This is a genomic window from Ralstonia psammae (genome assembly GCF_958405935.1).
Classification (GTDB): Bacteria; Pseudomonadota; Gammaproteobacteria; order Burkholderiales; family Burkholderiaceae; genus Ralstonia; species Ralstonia psammae.
This window is the reverse complement of record NZ_CATZBU010000002.1, coordinates 24,474-39,091: the sequence shown is the minus strand read 5'-3', so window position 1 is coordinate 39,091 and position 14,618 is coordinate 24,474. Positions and strand designations below refer to the sequence as shown.

Genomic DNA, 14,618 nt, shown 5'->3' with positions numbered 1-14,618 from the left:
CGGTGCGTCGCATCGGCATGGCGGCCGGCGAGGCCTCCGGGGATTTGCTGGCCTCGCTCCTCCTGAAGGGATTGCACGCCCAACTGCCTGCCGACATTGCCTACAACGGCATCGGTGGTGCACGCATGACGGAGCAGGGTTTCCAGTCGAACTGGCCGATGCACAAGCTCTCGGTCAACGGCTACGTGGAAGTGCTCGGTCAGTTGCGCGAGATCCTTGCTATCCGCAAGGAACTCAAGGAGGACCTGCTGGCCAAGCCGCCGCTGGCCTTCATCGGTGTCGATGCGCCGGACTTCAATTTCAACGTCGAGATTGCCATGCGGCAGGCGGGTGTGCCGGTGGTGCATTTCGTGAGTCCGTCGATCTGGGCGTGGCGTGCCGGCCGTATCAAGACGATAGCCCGCGCCGTCGATCACATCCTCTGCCTGTTCCCGTTCGAGCCCGAGATTTACGCTAAGGCCGGCATTCCGGCCACGTACGTCGGGCATCCGCTCGCAGACGAGATTCCGCTGGTGCCAGATGTGGAAGGCGCACGCACGCGCCTCGGGCTGCCGTTGGGCCGCAAGGTCGTCGCGGTGCTGCCGGGCAGCCGCAATTCCGAAGTGAAGCATCTCGGGCCGACGCTGTTTGCGGCGATGTCGCGCATGCAGGCGGTCGAGCCGGATCTGGCGTTCGTGCTGCCGGCGGCCAATGCGACGCTGCGCGAGCGCATCGATGCGATGCGCGCGGAGCACCCGGGGCTGCATCTGTGGGTCGTTGATGGTCAGTCGCACGCAGCCATGGAAGCGGCTGACGTGATCCTGCTGGCCAGCGGTACGGCCACGCTGGAAGCGGCGCTGTACAAGAAGCCGATGGTCATCACCTACAAGGTGCCCTGGCTGACAGCGCAGATCATGAAGCGCAAAGGCTATCTGCCGTACGTGGGGCTGCCGAACATCCTGTCCGGCCGCTTTGTCGTACCGGAATTGCTGCAGGACGACGCGACGCCTGAGGCGCTCGCGCGCGAAACGCTGCTGCAACTGAGCGATCATGGCAACGCCACGTTCCTGCGCGAGCACTTCACGCAGATGCACCTCACGCTCAAGCAGAACATGGCGGAGATCGGCGCGAAAGTCGTGGTCGATCTGCTGCGCAGTCGCGGTAAGCTTTGAGTCCATGGCTGCCCGCAAACCCAATCCGGATCAGCTTGGCCTGCTGCTCTCGCAAGAGCCGGCGGCCAAGCGCGCGCGTCGCATCCTCTGCGGCGTGGATGAGGCTGGACGCGGGCCTTTGGCCGGGCCGGTGACGGCTGCGGCGGTCGTTCTCAATCCGCGCAAGCCGATCAAGGGCTTGGCTGACTCCAAGATCCTGACCGCCAAGAAGCGTGAGGCGCTGTACGACGAGATCGTCGAAAAGGCGCTGGCTTGGCACGTGGCGGAAGCCACCGTGGAGGAAATCGATCGCATCAACATCCTGCACGCCACCATGCTCGCCATGCAGCGTGCGGTGCAGGGCGTGGCTGCATTGGGCACGCTGCCCGATCTCGTGCAGGTGGACGGCAATCGGTGCCCACAGGTGGCGTTTGCAGTGGAGGCCATCGTCAAGGGCGATGCGCTGGTGCCGGCCATTTCGGCCGCGTCCATCCTCGCGAAGGTGACGCGTGATCGCCAATTGGCCGCGCTGCATATCGAGTTTCCGCTCTACGGTTTTGATGTCCATGCCGGCTATGGCACGCCGCAGCATCTGGCGGCGATCGACCTGCACGGCGTGACGCCGCATCATCGTCGCTCGTTCGCGCCCGTGCGCCGTGCGCTGGAGGGCGCGAGCGCGATCGGCATCGAAACCACCGCAGCAGGCAGCGCCTGGGACGACTGACCTTTTTTCGCTGGGCCTACTCGTGAAGCACATCACCTCCCGCGACAACGCGGTGTTCAAGCATCTCAAGGCGCTCTCGGGCTCGACGCAGCATCGTCGGCGCGCGGGGCAATCCGTGCTCGATGGCGTGCATCTGGTCGTGGCCTATCTGGATGCGGGCCACATGCCGGCGCAATGCCTGGTTTCGGAGCGCCATATCCGGCATCCGGAAGTGGCCGCGGTGCTCGATCGCGTCGATCCGGAAACCGTCGTCGTGCTGGCGGACAACCTGTTTGCCCAACTCACCACGGTCGTCAACGGCGTTGATCTGATGGCCCTGGTCGAGACGCCGGAAGGCAAGCTGCCGAAAACCATCGATGCGGACTGCGTGATCCTCGATGGCATTCAGGATGCCGGCAACGTCGGTTCCATCCTGCGCTGCGCGGCCGCTGCCGGAGTGCGCGATGTGTTCATGACGCCGGGCTGCGCGTTCGCGTGGTCGGCCAAGACATTGCGCGCGGCCATGGGTGCGCATTTCCATCTGAACATTGTCGAGCACTGCACGTTTGAGAGCGTGCATTCGCGCTTGCAGGTGCCCCTGTTGGCAACGTCGTCGCACGCCAAGCAGGCTGTGTTCGATGTGTCGCTCACGGCACCCGTTGGCTGGGTATTCGGAAACGAGGGGGCCGGTGTGTCGGACGCGTGGCTCTCTGCCGTGACGACACCTGTGACGATTCCGCAACCGGGCGGTATGGAATCGCTCAATGTCGCTGCCGCAGCAGCGATCTGCCTGTTCGAAGCCGTGCGACAACGCCGCGCAGGCTAAACCTCTCTTTTTTCTGTCGATTACCGGTCACACGGCGTTTTCAAACGCCAGAAAAGTCCCGCATTGACTTTGCCATTGAGTAATGGAACATTGGACGCGGTTCCGTTGAGCACCCCCGATACCTACACTCAAGGAGGCCGGCATGCCGAACCCCACCCTGGCGCGCGTCCATGTCGACGAACTCGCCCAGTTTCGCGAAATCCAGCAACTCGCCTACGCGTGCGTCGAGGCTGTCGGCGGCATGCTGCGTCCAGGCATGACTGAGAAGGACGCGGCCAGGCTGCTCACTGAATGGCTGGGCGATCGTGGTGTCCATGACTGGCTGCACAAGCCGTTCGCCTGGTTTGGCGATCGCACGGCGTTCCAGGGCTTTTCGGGCCTGACGCACATGGCCGGTTTCAACCTGGCGTTCTTTCCGTCGTCGCGGCGGCTGGAGGAGAACATGCCGGTCATCCTCGACGTGGCGCCCGTGCGCAATGGCGTGATCGCCGATGTTGGCTATGCCATGTGCCTCGGCGAGAACGCGATCCTCGAGCAACTGCAGGACGATCTGATGGCGCATCGCGAGCTGATCGTGCGCCTGATCCGCGAGCGTCGATCGATGGCCGATGTGGCGCGCGCGGTGGACCAGCTCTGCATGAAGCAGGGGGTGGAGCCGCGCCACAAGGCGTATCCGTTCAAAGTGCTGGCCCATCGCGTGGCCAAGCTGGACCGTCCATCCAAGCCGCGTTTCGTTGCGCGCTTCGGGTTGAATGCCACGCGCAATCTGATTCTCGACCAGGTGCGCAGCGGCAAGCAGGAGGGGTGGTCGCCGCTGTGGTCGATTGATCGTCGATCCGAGCACGCGCCGGTGCCGGGCCTATGGGCCGTTGAGCCGCACCTGGGTTTCCACGGCGTCGGTGCCAAGTTCGAAGAGCTGCTCGTCATCACGGAGGATGACGCGTACTGGCTCGACGACGATCTGCCGCACGTGCGGCGCTGGCAGCAACGCCAGCTTGCGCAGCAGCGCGCTGCCTGACGCGCACGGAGGCTCACATGAAAACGCTTCTTGAAGAGGCCCCGCTGGCGTTGTTCGAGCCGGCCGGTACCTTCGCGGCTAAAGAACATTCGGCGCGCACGGTGCAATCCGCCGGCGTCTCGCTCGCCGTCAAGACGTGGGGCGACCCGGCGCACCCGACCGTCGTACTCGTGCACGGCTATCCCGACAACAGCGAGGTCTGGCACGAGATGGCACCGCTGCTTGCCCGCGATTACTACGTCATCGCCTACGACGTGCGTGGGGCGGGGCAGTCAAGTTCGCCCAAGGGGATGCGCCATTACACCTTCGCGCGATTGACCGACGACTTCATCGCCGTGATCGATGCGCTGAGCCCAGGCAGGCCCGTGCACCTGATCGCGCATGATTGGGGTTCGATCCAGTCGTGGGAATTCGTCACGGAGGACCGCCTGCGCGGACGCATTGCGTCATACACGTCGTGCTCGGGGCCCTGCCTGGACCACGTGGGTTACTGGATGCGCGCGCGGCTGCTGCGGCCGACGCCGTCGTCGCTGGGCAAGATGCTGGGGCAGCTCGTGCGCTCGTGGTACGTGCTGCTGTTCCATTTGCCGATCGTGCCGGAACTGAGTTGGCGCCTGTGGCTCGGGCGCGCGTGGCCGCGTGTGCTGCGCCGTGTCGAGAAGACCACCATCGTGCCGCGCGCCACGCAAACTGCTGATGGCGTGCGCGGTGTCTCGCTGTATCGCGCCAACTTCATCCGCAGCCTGTTCACGCCCCGCCAGCGTGTCGCACACGTGCCGGTGCAGGTGATCGTGCCGACGCTGGACAAGTACGTCAGCCCCGCGTTGTCCGAAGATCTCTCGCGCTGGGTGCCGCAGTATTGGCGTCGCGAGGTGGTGGCGCGGCACTGGCTGCCAGTCACGCATGCCGGGCGTATGGCCGAGATGGCGCGCGAGCTGATCGAGCACGTCGGCGGCAAGCCGGAATCCGAAGCGCTGCAACGCGCCCGTCAGCATGGCGAGCGTAAGCCGCTGTCCGGCAAACTGGCCGTCATCACGGGGGCAGGCAGCGGCATTGGCCGTTGTGCGGCGCTGGAATTCGCGGAGCAGGGCGCGGCCATCGTCGCCGTCGACATCCGCGCCGAAGACGCAGAGCGCACTGCCACGCTCATCCGCCTCACCGGCGGCAAAGCGTGGGCGCGCACCGTCGATGTCGGCAACGCCGAGCAAATGGAAGCGCTGGTCAATTGGGTCGGCAACGAGCTGGGCGGCGCTGACATCGTCGTCAACAACGCGGGCATCGGCATGGCGGGTGGCATTGTCGACACGTCCGAGCACGATTGGCAACGCATTCTGCACGTGAACGTGTGGGGTGTGATCCACGGCGCCCGGTTGTTCGCCAAGCAAATGGTGGCGCGCGGGCAGGGTGGGCACATCTTGAACACCGCATCGGCGGCCGCCTTTGCGCCGTCGCGCGATCTTGCTGCCTATGCGACGACGAAGGCTGCGGTGCTGATGCTGTCCGAATGCATGCGAGGTGAACTGGCCGGGCAAGGCATCGGCGTGTCGGCCATCTGCCCGGGCTTTGCAGAGACCGGAATCATGGCCTCCACCGTCTACGCCGGCACGACCGAGGCGCAGCAGGCTCAACTGCGCGCCCGCGCGACCAAGCTCTACCAGCTGCGCGGCCTCAAGCCCGAGACCGTGGCAAAGGCCATGTTCAGAGCGGTTCAGCGCAACAAGCCCGTTGTTACGATCGGCATCGAGGCGCACTCGTCGCGCTTCATCTCGCGCTATGCACAGTGGCTCAGCCGGCTGATCGCGCGCATAAGCATGGCGGGGCATTGAGCCCACGCTGACAAGAACATCAGGAGACCACCATGACCGCGCCCGATTACTTCATCAAGGCCAGACACGTCCGTTTCGACTGGAAGGGCACGCCCATCCAATGGATTCCCGGGGACCCGTCCAGCACGCACATCATCAACATCCTGAACCTGCTGTTCCCTGCCGGCGAGCTGTGGTTCTGCCGCGTCTACAACAAGGCGCTGCCGCTGGTTACCGACACGAAGCTGCGCGCCGACGCCGAGGGCTTCCTGCGCCAGGAGGCCGTCCACTCGCGCTCGCACGGCGGCGTACTCACGCATTACTACAAGGACCACGGCATCGATACCGCACCCTTCACCAAGCGGCTCGACTGGCTGTTCTCCAAGGTGCTGGGCGAACAGCCGCTGGGTCTGAAGATCGGCCACACGCGCTTCTGGCTGCGGCAGCAACTCGGCATCATCGCGGCGCTGGAGCACTTTTTCGGCTATCTGGGCAACTGGGTGCTCAATGCAAAGGGGCTGGATGCCGCCCGCGCCGATCCCGTCATGCTGGACCTGCTGCGCTGGCACGGTGCGGAGGAGGTCGAGCACCGCACCGTAGCGTTCGACATTTTCCGACACATGGGCGGCACGTATCTCGAACGCTGCTTCCACATGCTGACCACGATCCTGTTGCTGCTGTACTTCCTGGTGACAGGCTTCCGCTTCATGTACAAGCGCGATCCGGGCGCGGGCAGGTTTCCTGGTTTTATCCGCGGCTGGTGGCATGGCTCGCGGCGTCACTGCCTGCCATCGTTCTGGAAAATGCTGGGGGCCGCGCTGCGCTATTTCCGGCCCAGTTATACGCCGCATCATGAGGGGTCGACCGAGCAGGCGCTGGCCTACCTGGAAACATCGCCAGCAGCGCAAGCCGCGGCGCACGGCGGCAACTGGGTGCGTGATCGCGCTTGACGGGGCAACAGAAAAGCAAAACGGCCGGTGCAATGCCGGCCGTTGTGTTTGCGGTGAGGCGCACCTCGCTCAGTAGTTGCCGTGCTCCATCTTGACGTCCTGAAGGATCGTCGTGGCAATTTCCTCGATCGACTTATGCGTTGACGACAGCCACTTGATGCCCTCGCGCCGCATCATCGATTCGGCTTCATTGATCTCGTAGCGGCAATTTTCCAGCGCGGCATATTTGCTGCCTGGGCGACGTTCATTGCGGATTTCCGACAAGCGCTGAGGGTCGATCGACAGCCCGAAAATCTTGCTCTTGTAGTCGTACAGCACCGTGGGCAACTTGCCGCGCTCGAAATCGTCGGGAATGAGCGGGTAGTTGGCCGATTTCACGCCATATTGCATCGCCAGGTACAGGCTTGTCGGCGTTTTGCCACTGCGCGATACCCCCACCAGGATCACATCCGCCTCGGCCAGGTTCTTGTGTGACTGACCGTCATCGTGTGCAAGTGAAAAGTTGATCGCTTCGATGCGGTTCTTGTACGCCTCGGTGTCGGCGTTCTGGTGAAACCGGCCGATGGCGTGGGTGGACTTGAGATTCAGTTCCTTCTCGAGCGGCTCGATGAACGTCTGGAACATGTCCAGGATGGTGGCTTTGGCCCGATGGACGATCTCGTTTGCCTCGGCATCCACCAATGTGGTGAAGACGATCGGCCTCACCCCTTCGGCGTGAAACGCTTCGTTGATCTTCGCGACGGCAACATGCGCCTTGTCGATAGTGTCGACAAACGGAATCCGCACTTGGCGGAATTTCATCTCAAACTGCGCCAGGATCGAGTGGCTGAAGGTTTCTGCGGTGATCCCGGTGCCATCCGACACGATGAAAACAGTGCGGAAAGGTGTGCGGTTGGGAGATGCGGTGGCGAGGTCGGTCATCGAAAACGAGGGGTTTTTCCAGCACGCCGGCAGGAATTCGTGCTGCGGCACGGTAGAATAGCGGCGATCGTTTAGCTAAGCAATTCGGGCCGATCGCCTGCCAGGCAATGCCACAGCGGCGGGCCTGGCATGGCTTCCGGATGGTTTAGCCAAGCGATTCGTACGGCCAGACAACAAGAAGAAAGCCCCGTGCGCATCCGACCGGTTTTTCACTTAGTTTAGGGGCTTGTATGACTAACCTGTCGCAAGACGGCGCCTATGTGCTGCCGTTCGAGCAATTGCGGATGACCGATGTCGAGGTCGTCGGCGGTAAAAACGCTTCGCTGGGCGAGATGATCTCCCAGTTGGATGGCGCCGGCGTGCGCGTTCCGGGCGGTTTTGCCACCACCGCACTGGCGTTCCGCGATTTCCTTGCACACAACAACCTGACCGAGCGCATCTCGCAACGCCTGGCGAGCCTCGACGTCGACGACGTCAAGGCGCTGGCTGCCGCCGGCAAGGAAATCCGCGAGTGGGTCGCCACCGCACCGTTCCAGCCGCGTCTGGAGCAGGAGATTCGCGAGTCGTATGCTCGCGTGTCCGCCCGCGAAGGCGCTGAGGCATCGTTCGCGGTGCGTTCGTCGGCCACGGCCGAAGACTTGCCGGACGCTTCGTTCGCCGGCCAGCAAGAGAGCTACCTCAACGTCCTCGGCATCGATGACGTGCTCGACAAGATCAAGCACGTGTTTGCCTCGCTCTACAACGACCGTGCGATTTCGTACCGCGTGCACAAGGGTTTCGCCCATGACGTGGTGGCCCTGTCGGCCGGCATCCAGCGCATGGTGCGCTCGGACTGCGGCGCCTCGGGCGTGATGTTCACGATCGACACCGAATCGGGGTTCCAGGATGTCGTCTTCATCACCTCCAGCTACGGCCTGGGCGAAACGGTGGTGCAGGGCGCCGTGAACCCGGACGAGTTCTACGTCTTCAAGCCGACGCTGGCCGCCGGCAACTACCCGATCATCCGCCGCTCGATCGGTTCCAAGCTGATCAAGATGGAGTTCACCGCGCCGGGCGAAGAAGGCCGCGTGAAGACCGTCGACGTGCCGGGCGAACTCCGCAACCGCTACTCCATCAGCGATGCGGACGTGACGGAGCTGGCCAAATACGCCGTCATCATCGAGAAGCACTACGGCCGCCCGATGGATATCGAGTGGGGCCGTGACGGCAAGGACGGCAAGATCTACATCCTGCAGGCTCGCCCCGAGACGGTGAAGAGCCAGGCGAACGGCAAGGTCGAGCAGCGTTTCCGCCTGAAGGGTTCGGCACCGGTGCTGACCACCGGCCGCGCCATCGGCCAGAAGATCGGCACGGGCCCGGTGCGCGTGATCAACGATCCGGCTGAAATGGAGCGGGTGCAGCCGGGCGACGTGCTGGTGGCCGACATGACCGACCCGAACTGGGAGCCGGTGATGAAGCGCGCCTCGGCCATCGTCACCAACCGCGGCGGCCGTACCTGCCACGCAGCCATCATCGCGCGCGAGCTGGGTGTGCCGGCGGTGGTCGGCTGCGGTGATGCCACCGATCTGCTGAAGGACGGCACGCTGGTAACGGTCTCGTGCGCCGAAGGCGACGAAGGCAAGATCTATGACGGCCTGCTGGAAACCGAAATCACGGAAGTCCAGCGCGGCGAAATGCCGACGATCAGCACCAAGATCATGATGAACGTCGGCAACCCGCAACTGGCGTTCGACTTCTGCCAGATCCCGAACGGCGGCGTGGGCCTGGCCCGTCTGGAATTCATTATCAACAACAACATCGGCGTTCACCCCAAGGCGATTCTCGACTACCCGCAGGTCGACAGCGACCTGAAGAAGGCCGTGGAAAGCGTGGCCCGTGGCCATGCCAGCCCGCGTGCTTTCTACGTTGACAAGCTGGCCGAGGGCATCGCCACCATCGCAGCGGCGTTTTATCCGAAGCCCGTGATCGTGCGCCTGTCGGACTTCAAGTCCAATGAGTACAAGAAGCTGATCGGCGGTTCGCGCTACGAGCCGGACGAAGAAAACCCCATGCTGGGCTTCCGCGGCGCCTCGCGCTACATCGCCGAAGACTTCGCAGAAGCCTTCGAGATGGAGTGCCGTGCCATGAAGCGCGTGCGCGACGAGATGGGGCTGACCAACGTCGAAGTGATGGTGCCGTTTGTGCGTACGCTCGGCCAGGCTGAGAAGGTTGTCGAGCTGCTGGCCAAGTACGGCCTGAAGCGCGGCGAGAACGGCCTGCGTCTGATCATGATGTGCGAAGTGCCGTCCAACGCGATCCTGGCTGAGCAGTTCCTGCAGCATTTCGATGGCTTCTCGATCGGTTCGAACGACCTGACGCAGCTCACGCTGGGTCTGGACCGCGACTCCGGCATGGAGCTGCTGGCGAAGGACTTCGACGAGCGCGACCCGGCGGTCAAGTTCATGCTGCAGCGTGCCATTTCCACGGCGCTGTCGATGAACAAGTACGTCGGCATCTGCGGCCAGGGCCCGTCCGACCACCCGGATTTTGCCGAGTGGCTGGCCAAGGAAGGCATCTCGTCGATCTCGCTGAACCCCGATTCGGTGGTCGATACGTGGCAGAAGCTCGGTTCGGCCTGAGCCCGAACTGGAGTGTTGTAAGACAAGGCGCGTATCCTGACGGGTACGCGCTAACAAGAACGCAAAGTGCCCGGTGGCGTCCAACGCTGGCGGGGCCGAGCGACATGCCCCCCGCAGACGAGCCGCGTCGCGGGGGTTTTTTTCTGGGATTCAGGGAGAGGGAGTATGTCGGCTCAGACCGTCTGGTTTTCGCTGGCCGTGCTGCTCGTCATCGGCGAGCTGATGACGGGGACCTTCTATCTGCTGATGGTGGCAATCGGCTTGATCGCCGGCGGCCTTGCCGCGCTGATCAGCCTTGCGTTTCCGGCTCAGGCCATCGTGGCCGCCATCGTGGCGGTGTTCGGCATCGTCGGGCTGCGGCGTACGCGCTATGGGCGTGTCCCGCGCGAGAATGCCGCCCGCAATCGCAACGTCAATCTGGACATCGGCGAGACGCTGCGCGTCGATGCCTGGTCGCCAGAGCGCCGCGCGCGCGTGCAATATCGCGGCGCCGCGTGGGATGTCGAATTGGCGCCGAACGCACCGGCCGCCGGTGGCGAATTCCGTATCGTCGAAGTGCGCGGCAACGTGCTTGTCGTCTCGCCCAGATAGCAACCAACCACAACCAATAAGCCCAACCACGGAGGTTCTATGTTCGAGCTGGGGACTCTCGCGATCATCGTCCTGTTTGCCGCCATCGTGCTCATCGCGCAAGGCATCAAGATCGTGCCGCAACAGCACGCCTGGATTCTGGAGCGGCTGGGCAAGTATCACGCGACGCTCTCACCGGGGCTCAATATCGTGCTGCCCTTTGTCGACCGCGTGGCTTACAAGCATGTGCTCAAGGAAATCCCGCTCGACGTGCCGAGCCAGATCTGTATCACCAAGGACAACACGCAGCTACAGGTGGACGGCATCCTGTACTTCCAGGTGACTGACCCGATGCGGGCATCCTATGGCTCGAGCAATTTCGTGATTGCCATCACGCAGCTGGCGCAGACGACGCTGCGCTCGGTTGTCGGCAAGCTGGAATTGGACAAGACGTTTGAGGAGCGTGATTTCATCAACCACAGCGTGGTCAATGCGCTCGATGAAGCGGCATCGAACTGGGGCGTGAAGGTGTTGCGCTACGAGATCAAGGATCTGACGCCGCCCAAGGAAATCCTGCATGCCATGCAGGCCCAGATCACGGCCGAACGCGAAAAGCGTGCGCTGATCGCCGCATCCGAAGGTAAGCGCCAGGAGCAGATCAACCTGGCATCCGGTGCGCGCGAGGCGGCCATCCAGAAATCAGAAGGGGAGAGGCAGGCCGCCATCAACAAGGCACAGGGGGAGGCGGCGGCGATTCTGGCAGTGGCCGAAGCCAACGCCCAGGCGATCCAGAAGATCGGTCAGGCCATTCGCACCGAGGGCGGTGTCGATGCGGTCAACCTGAAGGTGGCGGAAGAGTATGTCAGCGCGTTCGGCAACCTGGCCAAGCAGGGCAACACGCTCATCGTGCCGGGCAACATGGGCGACCTGAGCACGATGATTGCGTCAGCGTTGACGATTGTGAAGCAACAGCGGCCGAGCGCATAAAGGCTGGCGAGCGAGAGGGCTCAAGCCTTCTCGCGCATGAGGCGGGCTTTTTCGCGCTGCCAGTCGCGGTCCTTCTCGGTCTCGCGCTTGTCGAAGAGCTTCTTGCCCTTGGCGAGACCGATTTCGCATTTCACACGGCCGCGCGTGTAATGCAGGTTCAGCGGTACGAGCGTATAACCGCGCTGCTCCACCTTGCCGATGAGCTTCTTGATCTCTTCGGCGTGCAGCAGCAGTTTGCGGGTGCGCACGGGGTCCGGATTGACATGCGTGGAGGCCGATTGCAGCGGGCTGATATGGGCCCCGATCAGGAACAGTTCGGCATTACGGATGACGACGTAGCCTTCCTTGATCTGCGCACGGTTGGCCCGGATGGCTTTCACCTCCCAGCCCTCGAGAGCCATGCCTGCTTCGTAGCGCTCTTCGATGAAGTAATCGAAAAAGGCTTTCTTGTTGTCGGCGATGGTCATACGTTGGAATGTGCGGTGTGCGCAGTGGGGTGATGATCCCTGCATGCGCTGCGATAAAATGGCGAGTTTAACAAATCCGCCGCAACCAACCGGGGCGCGGCGCGCAAAGCTTTCGGATGACGCATGGCAGACGTTGAAAAAACCGTGTTGATTGGCTACTCGGCTGAACAGATGTTCGACTTGGTCACCGATGTCAAGGACTATCCGAACTTCCTGCCGTGGTGCGGCGGCGTGGAAATCTACGAGCAGACGGAAACGTCACTCGACGCGCGCGTGGATATCGCCTTCAAGGGCATCCACCAGTTCTTTCGCACGCGTAACGTGCAAACGCGGCCCACCCGCATCGATATGACGTTCGCCGACGGGCCTTTCAAGTCGTTCACCGGTTTCTGGATCTTCACGCCGCTGCGCGCGGATGCCTGCAAGATCAATTTCCACCTGCATTACGAGTTTTCCAGCGTGATTCTGGAAAAGCTGATCGGCCCGGTGTTCAGCATGATCGCCAATACCTTCGTCGATTCGTTCGTCAAGCGCGCTGAGACGGTGTATGGCGAGTCCTGAACCCACTGCCGTGATTGACGTGATGGTCTGCCTGGCGACGGTCACGCCGCCGCGGCTCATTAACGTGCAAGTGCCGGCGCAGGCGACGGTGGCCGATGCCGTGCGTGCTTCCGGAGTCCTCAGCGGATCTGGTCTGACGGTCGATACCTGCCGGCTGGGTGTCTACGGCAAGCGCAAGACGCCCGATGCTCCGTTGCATGCACGTGATCGGGTGGAAATCCTGGGTCCGCTGATCGCCGATCCGAAAACTGCACGCCGGCGGCGCGTGCAGAAGGTGCGGGCTACCGGCACGCGCGAAGGCCTCAAGTGGCTCCGCAACGAGGCGCCGCCCAAAGACGACGTCCTCGAGTAACGACCGACCCCGATCAGCTGCAGTTGGCGCTCAGGGCAGCCTGGTTGCGCTGAACGGCTGCGGCGCGCTGGTTGTCATCCATATAGGCGATCGAGCCGTCGGGCTGCACCGAGCCGACGCGGCGGCCGTCTTGCATATACGTGGTTTCGTTACGCAGGCGTGCGCATTCGGCTTGCTTGCGCTGGGCAGCGTCTGCCTGCCTGGCTTCGCCCTGTTCTTTCTTGGCGCGATCGGCCAGGCGCTTGCGCAGTTCTTCATCGGGGTTGGACGCGGCGACCCCCGAGGCTGGTTGGCCGGGTTTGGCCGCCGCACTCGGGTCCGCGGCTTTGACGCCCGAAGCCGGCGCGGAAAGCGCTTCATAGGGCGTGGCGGTGCGGCTGTTCGGGTTGCGGATGATGCGGCCGGGCGGCACCGACGGCGGCGGTGCGGCGTCGCTGTAGACCATGTGGCCCTTGTCATCACGCCATTGCCAAGCCCATTGCGCCTGGGCAAGCGGACAGGCGAGGGCGATGAGGGCGGCGGTGGCAGGCAACAGGACGTGCAGTCGTTTCATGGAGTTCTCGTTGGTGGACTGCCGACGGCGCGCTGGCCGACCCGACGACGGCCCCTCGACGCGCACGGGAGCCCGGTGGCGTGATCGCCACTCGCCAATCTTGGCCGACGGCCTAGCTTGGCCTGTCGACTCGCCCCCCCGGCAAGGCGCCCAGTTTATGCAGACTTGTCGTTGGCGTGCAAGCGGACCGACCAGCCGACACCCGCGATCAGCAAGGCGATCGAGGTGATCTCAAGCGGGCGCGGCCAGCGGCCGTCGTACACAAACCCATATGTCAGCGCAAACAGCGTCTCGAACACGATCATCTGGCCGGACAGCGTGAGCGGCAGCCGTCGGGAGGCGATGTTCCACAGGTTGTTGCCGATCAGCGACGCGCCGAGTGCCACGGCAGCGTTCACCGCCCAGAACGTGCCCCAGACGCGTCCGCCGCTGTCGGCCCAGCGGGTGCCGATCACCAGCAGCCCCATGATCGAGAGCACGGTCGACAGAGCGCCCGTCGAGATGCCATACAGTGCCGACCACTCGTTGCTGGAGAAATGCGGATTGTGCTGCAGGTAGCGGGCGTTCTCCACCGCATACCACGTCCAGCTGCACAGCGCGCCCGCCGCGCATGCGATGCCGACGATGCGCTGCCAGGTCGGCCGGACGTTGACCGTTGTGGCCGTGCCCTGATGGGCAAACAGGTCGACGTTGATGCAGACAATGCCAGCAGCCACCACCAATAGAGGCCAGATCAGCCGGGAGAGCGGCACCGCGCCGTGGTCGCGCCGCCCCAGAACCGTGACGGTGACAGGCAGGATGCCGATGATGAGCGAGGTGGGCGCAACCCCGGCCAGTTGCACGCCGAAAGCCAGGAGTACGTAATAGACAAGATTGCCACTGCAGGATTGCTTGATCAGCGCCAGGCAGTCGGCGCGGGTGATCTTGCGGGCAATGCGGGGAAGGATCGGGGCAGCGGCAATGGCTGCGATGGCGCCGTAGGCGAGGTAGCGGCCGAGGGTCAGTTCCCACGGTGAAAACGCGGGCAGCGCGCGGGGCGCAATAAAAACCATGCCCCACATGGCCCCGGCCAGCAGGGCGCACAATACGCCGATTCCCATTCGAACACTCGCGAGGCTGATTCTGCGCGGCCGCTGGCGGCGCGGGGCGCAACAGGC

General features: G+C 63.6%; 15 protein-coding genes. 11 read left to right on the top strand and 4 right to left on the bottom strand.

From position 1 onward, the window contains the following. Positions 1–17 precede the first annotated feature (17 nt). The 6 genes from lpxB to R2N16_RS03805 all read left to right on the top strand — a co-directional run bounded on the left by lpxB (position 18) and on the right by R2N16_RS03805 (position 6,432). Complete coding sequence (gene lpxB / locus R2N16_RS03830; RefSeq protein ID WP_316664833.1) at positions 18–1,151, top strand: lipid-A-disaccharide synthase; 1,134 nt, start codon at positions 18–20, stop codon at positions 1,149–1,151. 4 nt (positions 1,152–1,155) lie between these two features. Then, positions 1,156–1,854, top strand: a complete 699-nt coding sequence (rnhB, locus tag R2N16_RS03825; protein WP_316664252.1) for a ribonuclease HII — start codon at positions 1,156–1,158, stop codon at positions 1,852–1,854. Positions 1,855–1,876: 22 nt separating this feature from the next. Further along, complete coding sequence (locus R2N16_RS03820) at positions 1,877–2,659, top strand: TrmH family RNA methyltransferase (RefSeq protein WP_316664251.1); 783 nt, start codon at positions 1,877–1,879, stop codon at positions 2,657–2,659. 142 nt (positions 2,660–2,801) lie between these two features. Next, entirely contained in the window at positions 2,802–3,677 is an 876-nt protein-coding gene (locus R2N16_RS03815; RefSeq protein ID WP_316664250.1) for a M24 family metallopeptidase, read from the top strand. A 17-nt stretch (positions 3,678–3,694) separates the two neighbouring features. Continuing rightward, positions 3,695–5,503, top strand: a complete 1,809-nt coding sequence (locus tag R2N16_RS03810) for an SDR family oxidoreductase (protein ID WP_316664249.1) — start codon at positions 3,695–3,697, stop codon at positions 5,501–5,503. Between the two features lie 32 nt (positions 5,504–5,535). Beyond that, complete coding sequence (locus R2N16_RS03805; protein ID WP_316664248.1) at positions 5,536–6,432, top strand: metal-dependent hydrolase; 897 nt, start codon at positions 5,536–5,538, stop codon at positions 6,430–6,432. 69 nt (positions 6,433–6,501) lie between these two features. On the opposite strand, the gene ppsR is transcribed toward R2N16_RS03805, so the two are convergent. After that, positions 6,502–7,353, bottom strand: coding sequence for a posphoenolpyruvate synthetase regulatory kinase/phosphorylase PpsR (ppsR, locus tag R2N16_RS03800; RefSeq protein WP_316664832.1), 852 nt, complete (start codon positions 7,351–7,353; stop codon positions 6,502–6,504). A 230-nt stretch (positions 7,354–7,583) separates the two neighbouring features. Here ppsR and ppsA point away from each other — a divergent pair, with 230 nt between their 5' ends. The 3 genes from ppsA (at position 7,584) to R2N16_RS03785 (ending at position 11,528) form a co-directional block, all read left to right on the top strand. Continuing rightward, on the top strand, positions 7,584–9,971 hold the full coding sequence (gene ppsA, locus R2N16_RS03795; protein WP_316664247.1) for a phosphoenolpyruvate synthase: 2,388 nt from the start codon (positions 7,584–7,586) through the stop codon (positions 9,969–9,971). 165 nt (positions 9,972–10,136) lie between these two features. Further along, complete coding sequence (locus R2N16_RS03790; protein ID WP_316664246.1) at positions 10,137–10,562, top strand: NfeD family protein; 426 nt, start codon at positions 10,137–10,139, stop codon at positions 10,560–10,562. 39 nt (positions 10,563–10,601) lie between these two features. Next, positions 10,602–11,528: an SPFH domain-containing protein gene (locus R2N16_RS03785; protein WP_004626708.1), complete on the top strand. Its 927-nt coding sequence runs from the start codon at positions 10,602–10,604 to the stop codon at positions 11,526–11,528. Positions 11,529–11,548: 20 nt separating this feature from the next. Here the strand turns inward: R2N16_RS03785 and smpB are convergent, their stop codons facing one another. Next, on the bottom strand, positions 11,549–11,995 hold the full coding sequence (smpB, locus tag R2N16_RS03780; protein WP_027677453.1) for an SsrA-binding protein SmpB: 447 nt from the start codon (positions 11,993–11,995) through the stop codon (positions 11,549–11,551). A 123-nt stretch (positions 11,996–12,118) separates the two neighbouring features. On the opposite strand from smpB, the gene R2N16_RS03775 reads away from it, so the two are divergent. Both R2N16_RS03775 and R2N16_RS03770 read left to right on the top strand, forming a co-directional pair. Next, positions 12,119–12,556, top strand: a complete 438-nt coding sequence (locus R2N16_RS03775; RefSeq protein ID WP_316656157.1) for a type II toxin-antitoxin system RatA family toxin — start codon at positions 12,119–12,121, stop codon at positions 12,554–12,556. Then, positions 12,543–12,908 carry an RnfH family protein gene (locus R2N16_RS03770; protein ID WP_316664245.1) on the top strand — a complete coding sequence of 122 codons (366 nt, stop codon included), beginning with the start codon at positions 12,543–12,545 and terminating at the stop codon, positions 12,906–12,908. Before R2N16_RS03775 ends, R2N16_RS03770 begins: the two co-directional genes overlap by 14 nt. A gap of 13 nt (positions 12,909–12,921) precedes the next feature. Here R2N16_RS03770 and R2N16_RS03765 read toward each other — a convergent pair whose 3' ends face one another. Next, positions 12,922–13,461 carry a DUF4124 domain-containing protein gene (locus R2N16_RS03765; RefSeq protein WP_316664244.1) on the bottom strand — a complete coding sequence of 180 codons (540 nt, stop codon included), beginning with the start codon at positions 13,459–13,461 and terminating at the stop codon, positions 12,922–12,924. A 155-nt stretch (positions 13,462–13,616) separates the two neighbouring features. After that, on the bottom strand, positions 13,617–14,561 hold the full coding sequence (locus R2N16_RS03760) for a DMT family transporter (RefSeq protein ID WP_316664243.1): 945 nt from the start codon (positions 14,559–14,561) through the stop codon (positions 13,617–13,619). Between the last annotated feature and the right edge of the window lie 57 nt (positions 14,562–14,618).

Excerpts from the sequence above, each read along its gene's own strand:
- lpxB (WP_316664833.1), top strand. The coding sequence starts at position 18 with ATGGCGGCCGGCGAGGCCTCCGGGGATTTGCTGGCCTCGCTCCTCCTG.
- rnhB (WP_316664252.1), top strand. The coding sequence starts at position 1,156 with ATGGCTGCCCGCAAACCCAATCCGGATCAGCTTGGCCTGCTGCTCTCG.
- R2N16_RS03815 (WP_316664250.1), top strand. The coding sequence starts at position 2,802 with ATGCCGAACCCCACCCTGGCGCGCGTCCATGTCGACGAACTCGCCCAG.
- R2N16_RS03810 (WP_316664249.1), top strand. The coding sequence starts at position 3,695 with ATGAAAACGCTTCTTGAAGAGGCCCCGCTGGCGTTGTTCGAGCCGGCC.
- R2N16_RS03805 (WP_316664248.1), top strand. The coding sequence starts at position 5,536 with ATGACCGCGCCCGATTACTTCATCAAGGCCAGACACGTCCGTTTCGAC.
- ppsR (WP_316664832.1), bottom strand. The coding sequence starts at position 7,353 with ATGACCGACCTCGCCACCGCATCTCCCAACCGCACACCTTTCCGCACT.
- ppsA (WP_316664247.1), top strand. The coding sequence starts at position 7,584 with ATGACTAACCTGTCGCAAGACGGCGCCTATGTGCTGCCGTTCGAGCAA.
- R2N16_RS03790 (WP_316664246.1), top strand. The coding sequence starts at position 10,137 with ATGTCGGCTCAGACCGTCTGGTTTTCGCTGGCCGTGCTGCTCGTCATC.
- R2N16_RS03785 (WP_004626708.1), top strand. The coding sequence starts at position 10,602 with ATGTTCGAGCTGGGGACTCTCGCGATCATCGTCCTGTTTGCCGCCATC.
- smpB (WP_027677453.1), bottom strand. The coding sequence starts at position 11,995 with ATGACCATCGCCGACAACAAGAAAGCCTTTTTCGATTACTTCATCGAA.
- R2N16_RS03775 (WP_316656157.1), top strand. The coding sequence starts at position 12,119 with ATGGCAGACGTTGAAAAAACCGTGTTGATTGGCTACTCGGCTGAACAG.
- R2N16_RS03770 (WP_316664245.1), top strand. The coding sequence starts at position 12,543 with ATGGCGAGTCCTGAACCCACTGCCGTGATTGACGTGATGGTCTGCCTG.
- R2N16_RS03765 (WP_316664244.1), bottom strand. The coding sequence starts at position 13,461 with ATGAAACGACTGCACGTCCTGTTGCCTGCCACCGCCGCCCTCATCGCC.
- R2N16_RS03760 (WP_316664243.1), bottom strand. The coding sequence starts at position 14,561 with ATGGGAATCGGCGTATTGTGCGCCCTGCTGGCCGGGGCCATGTGGGGC.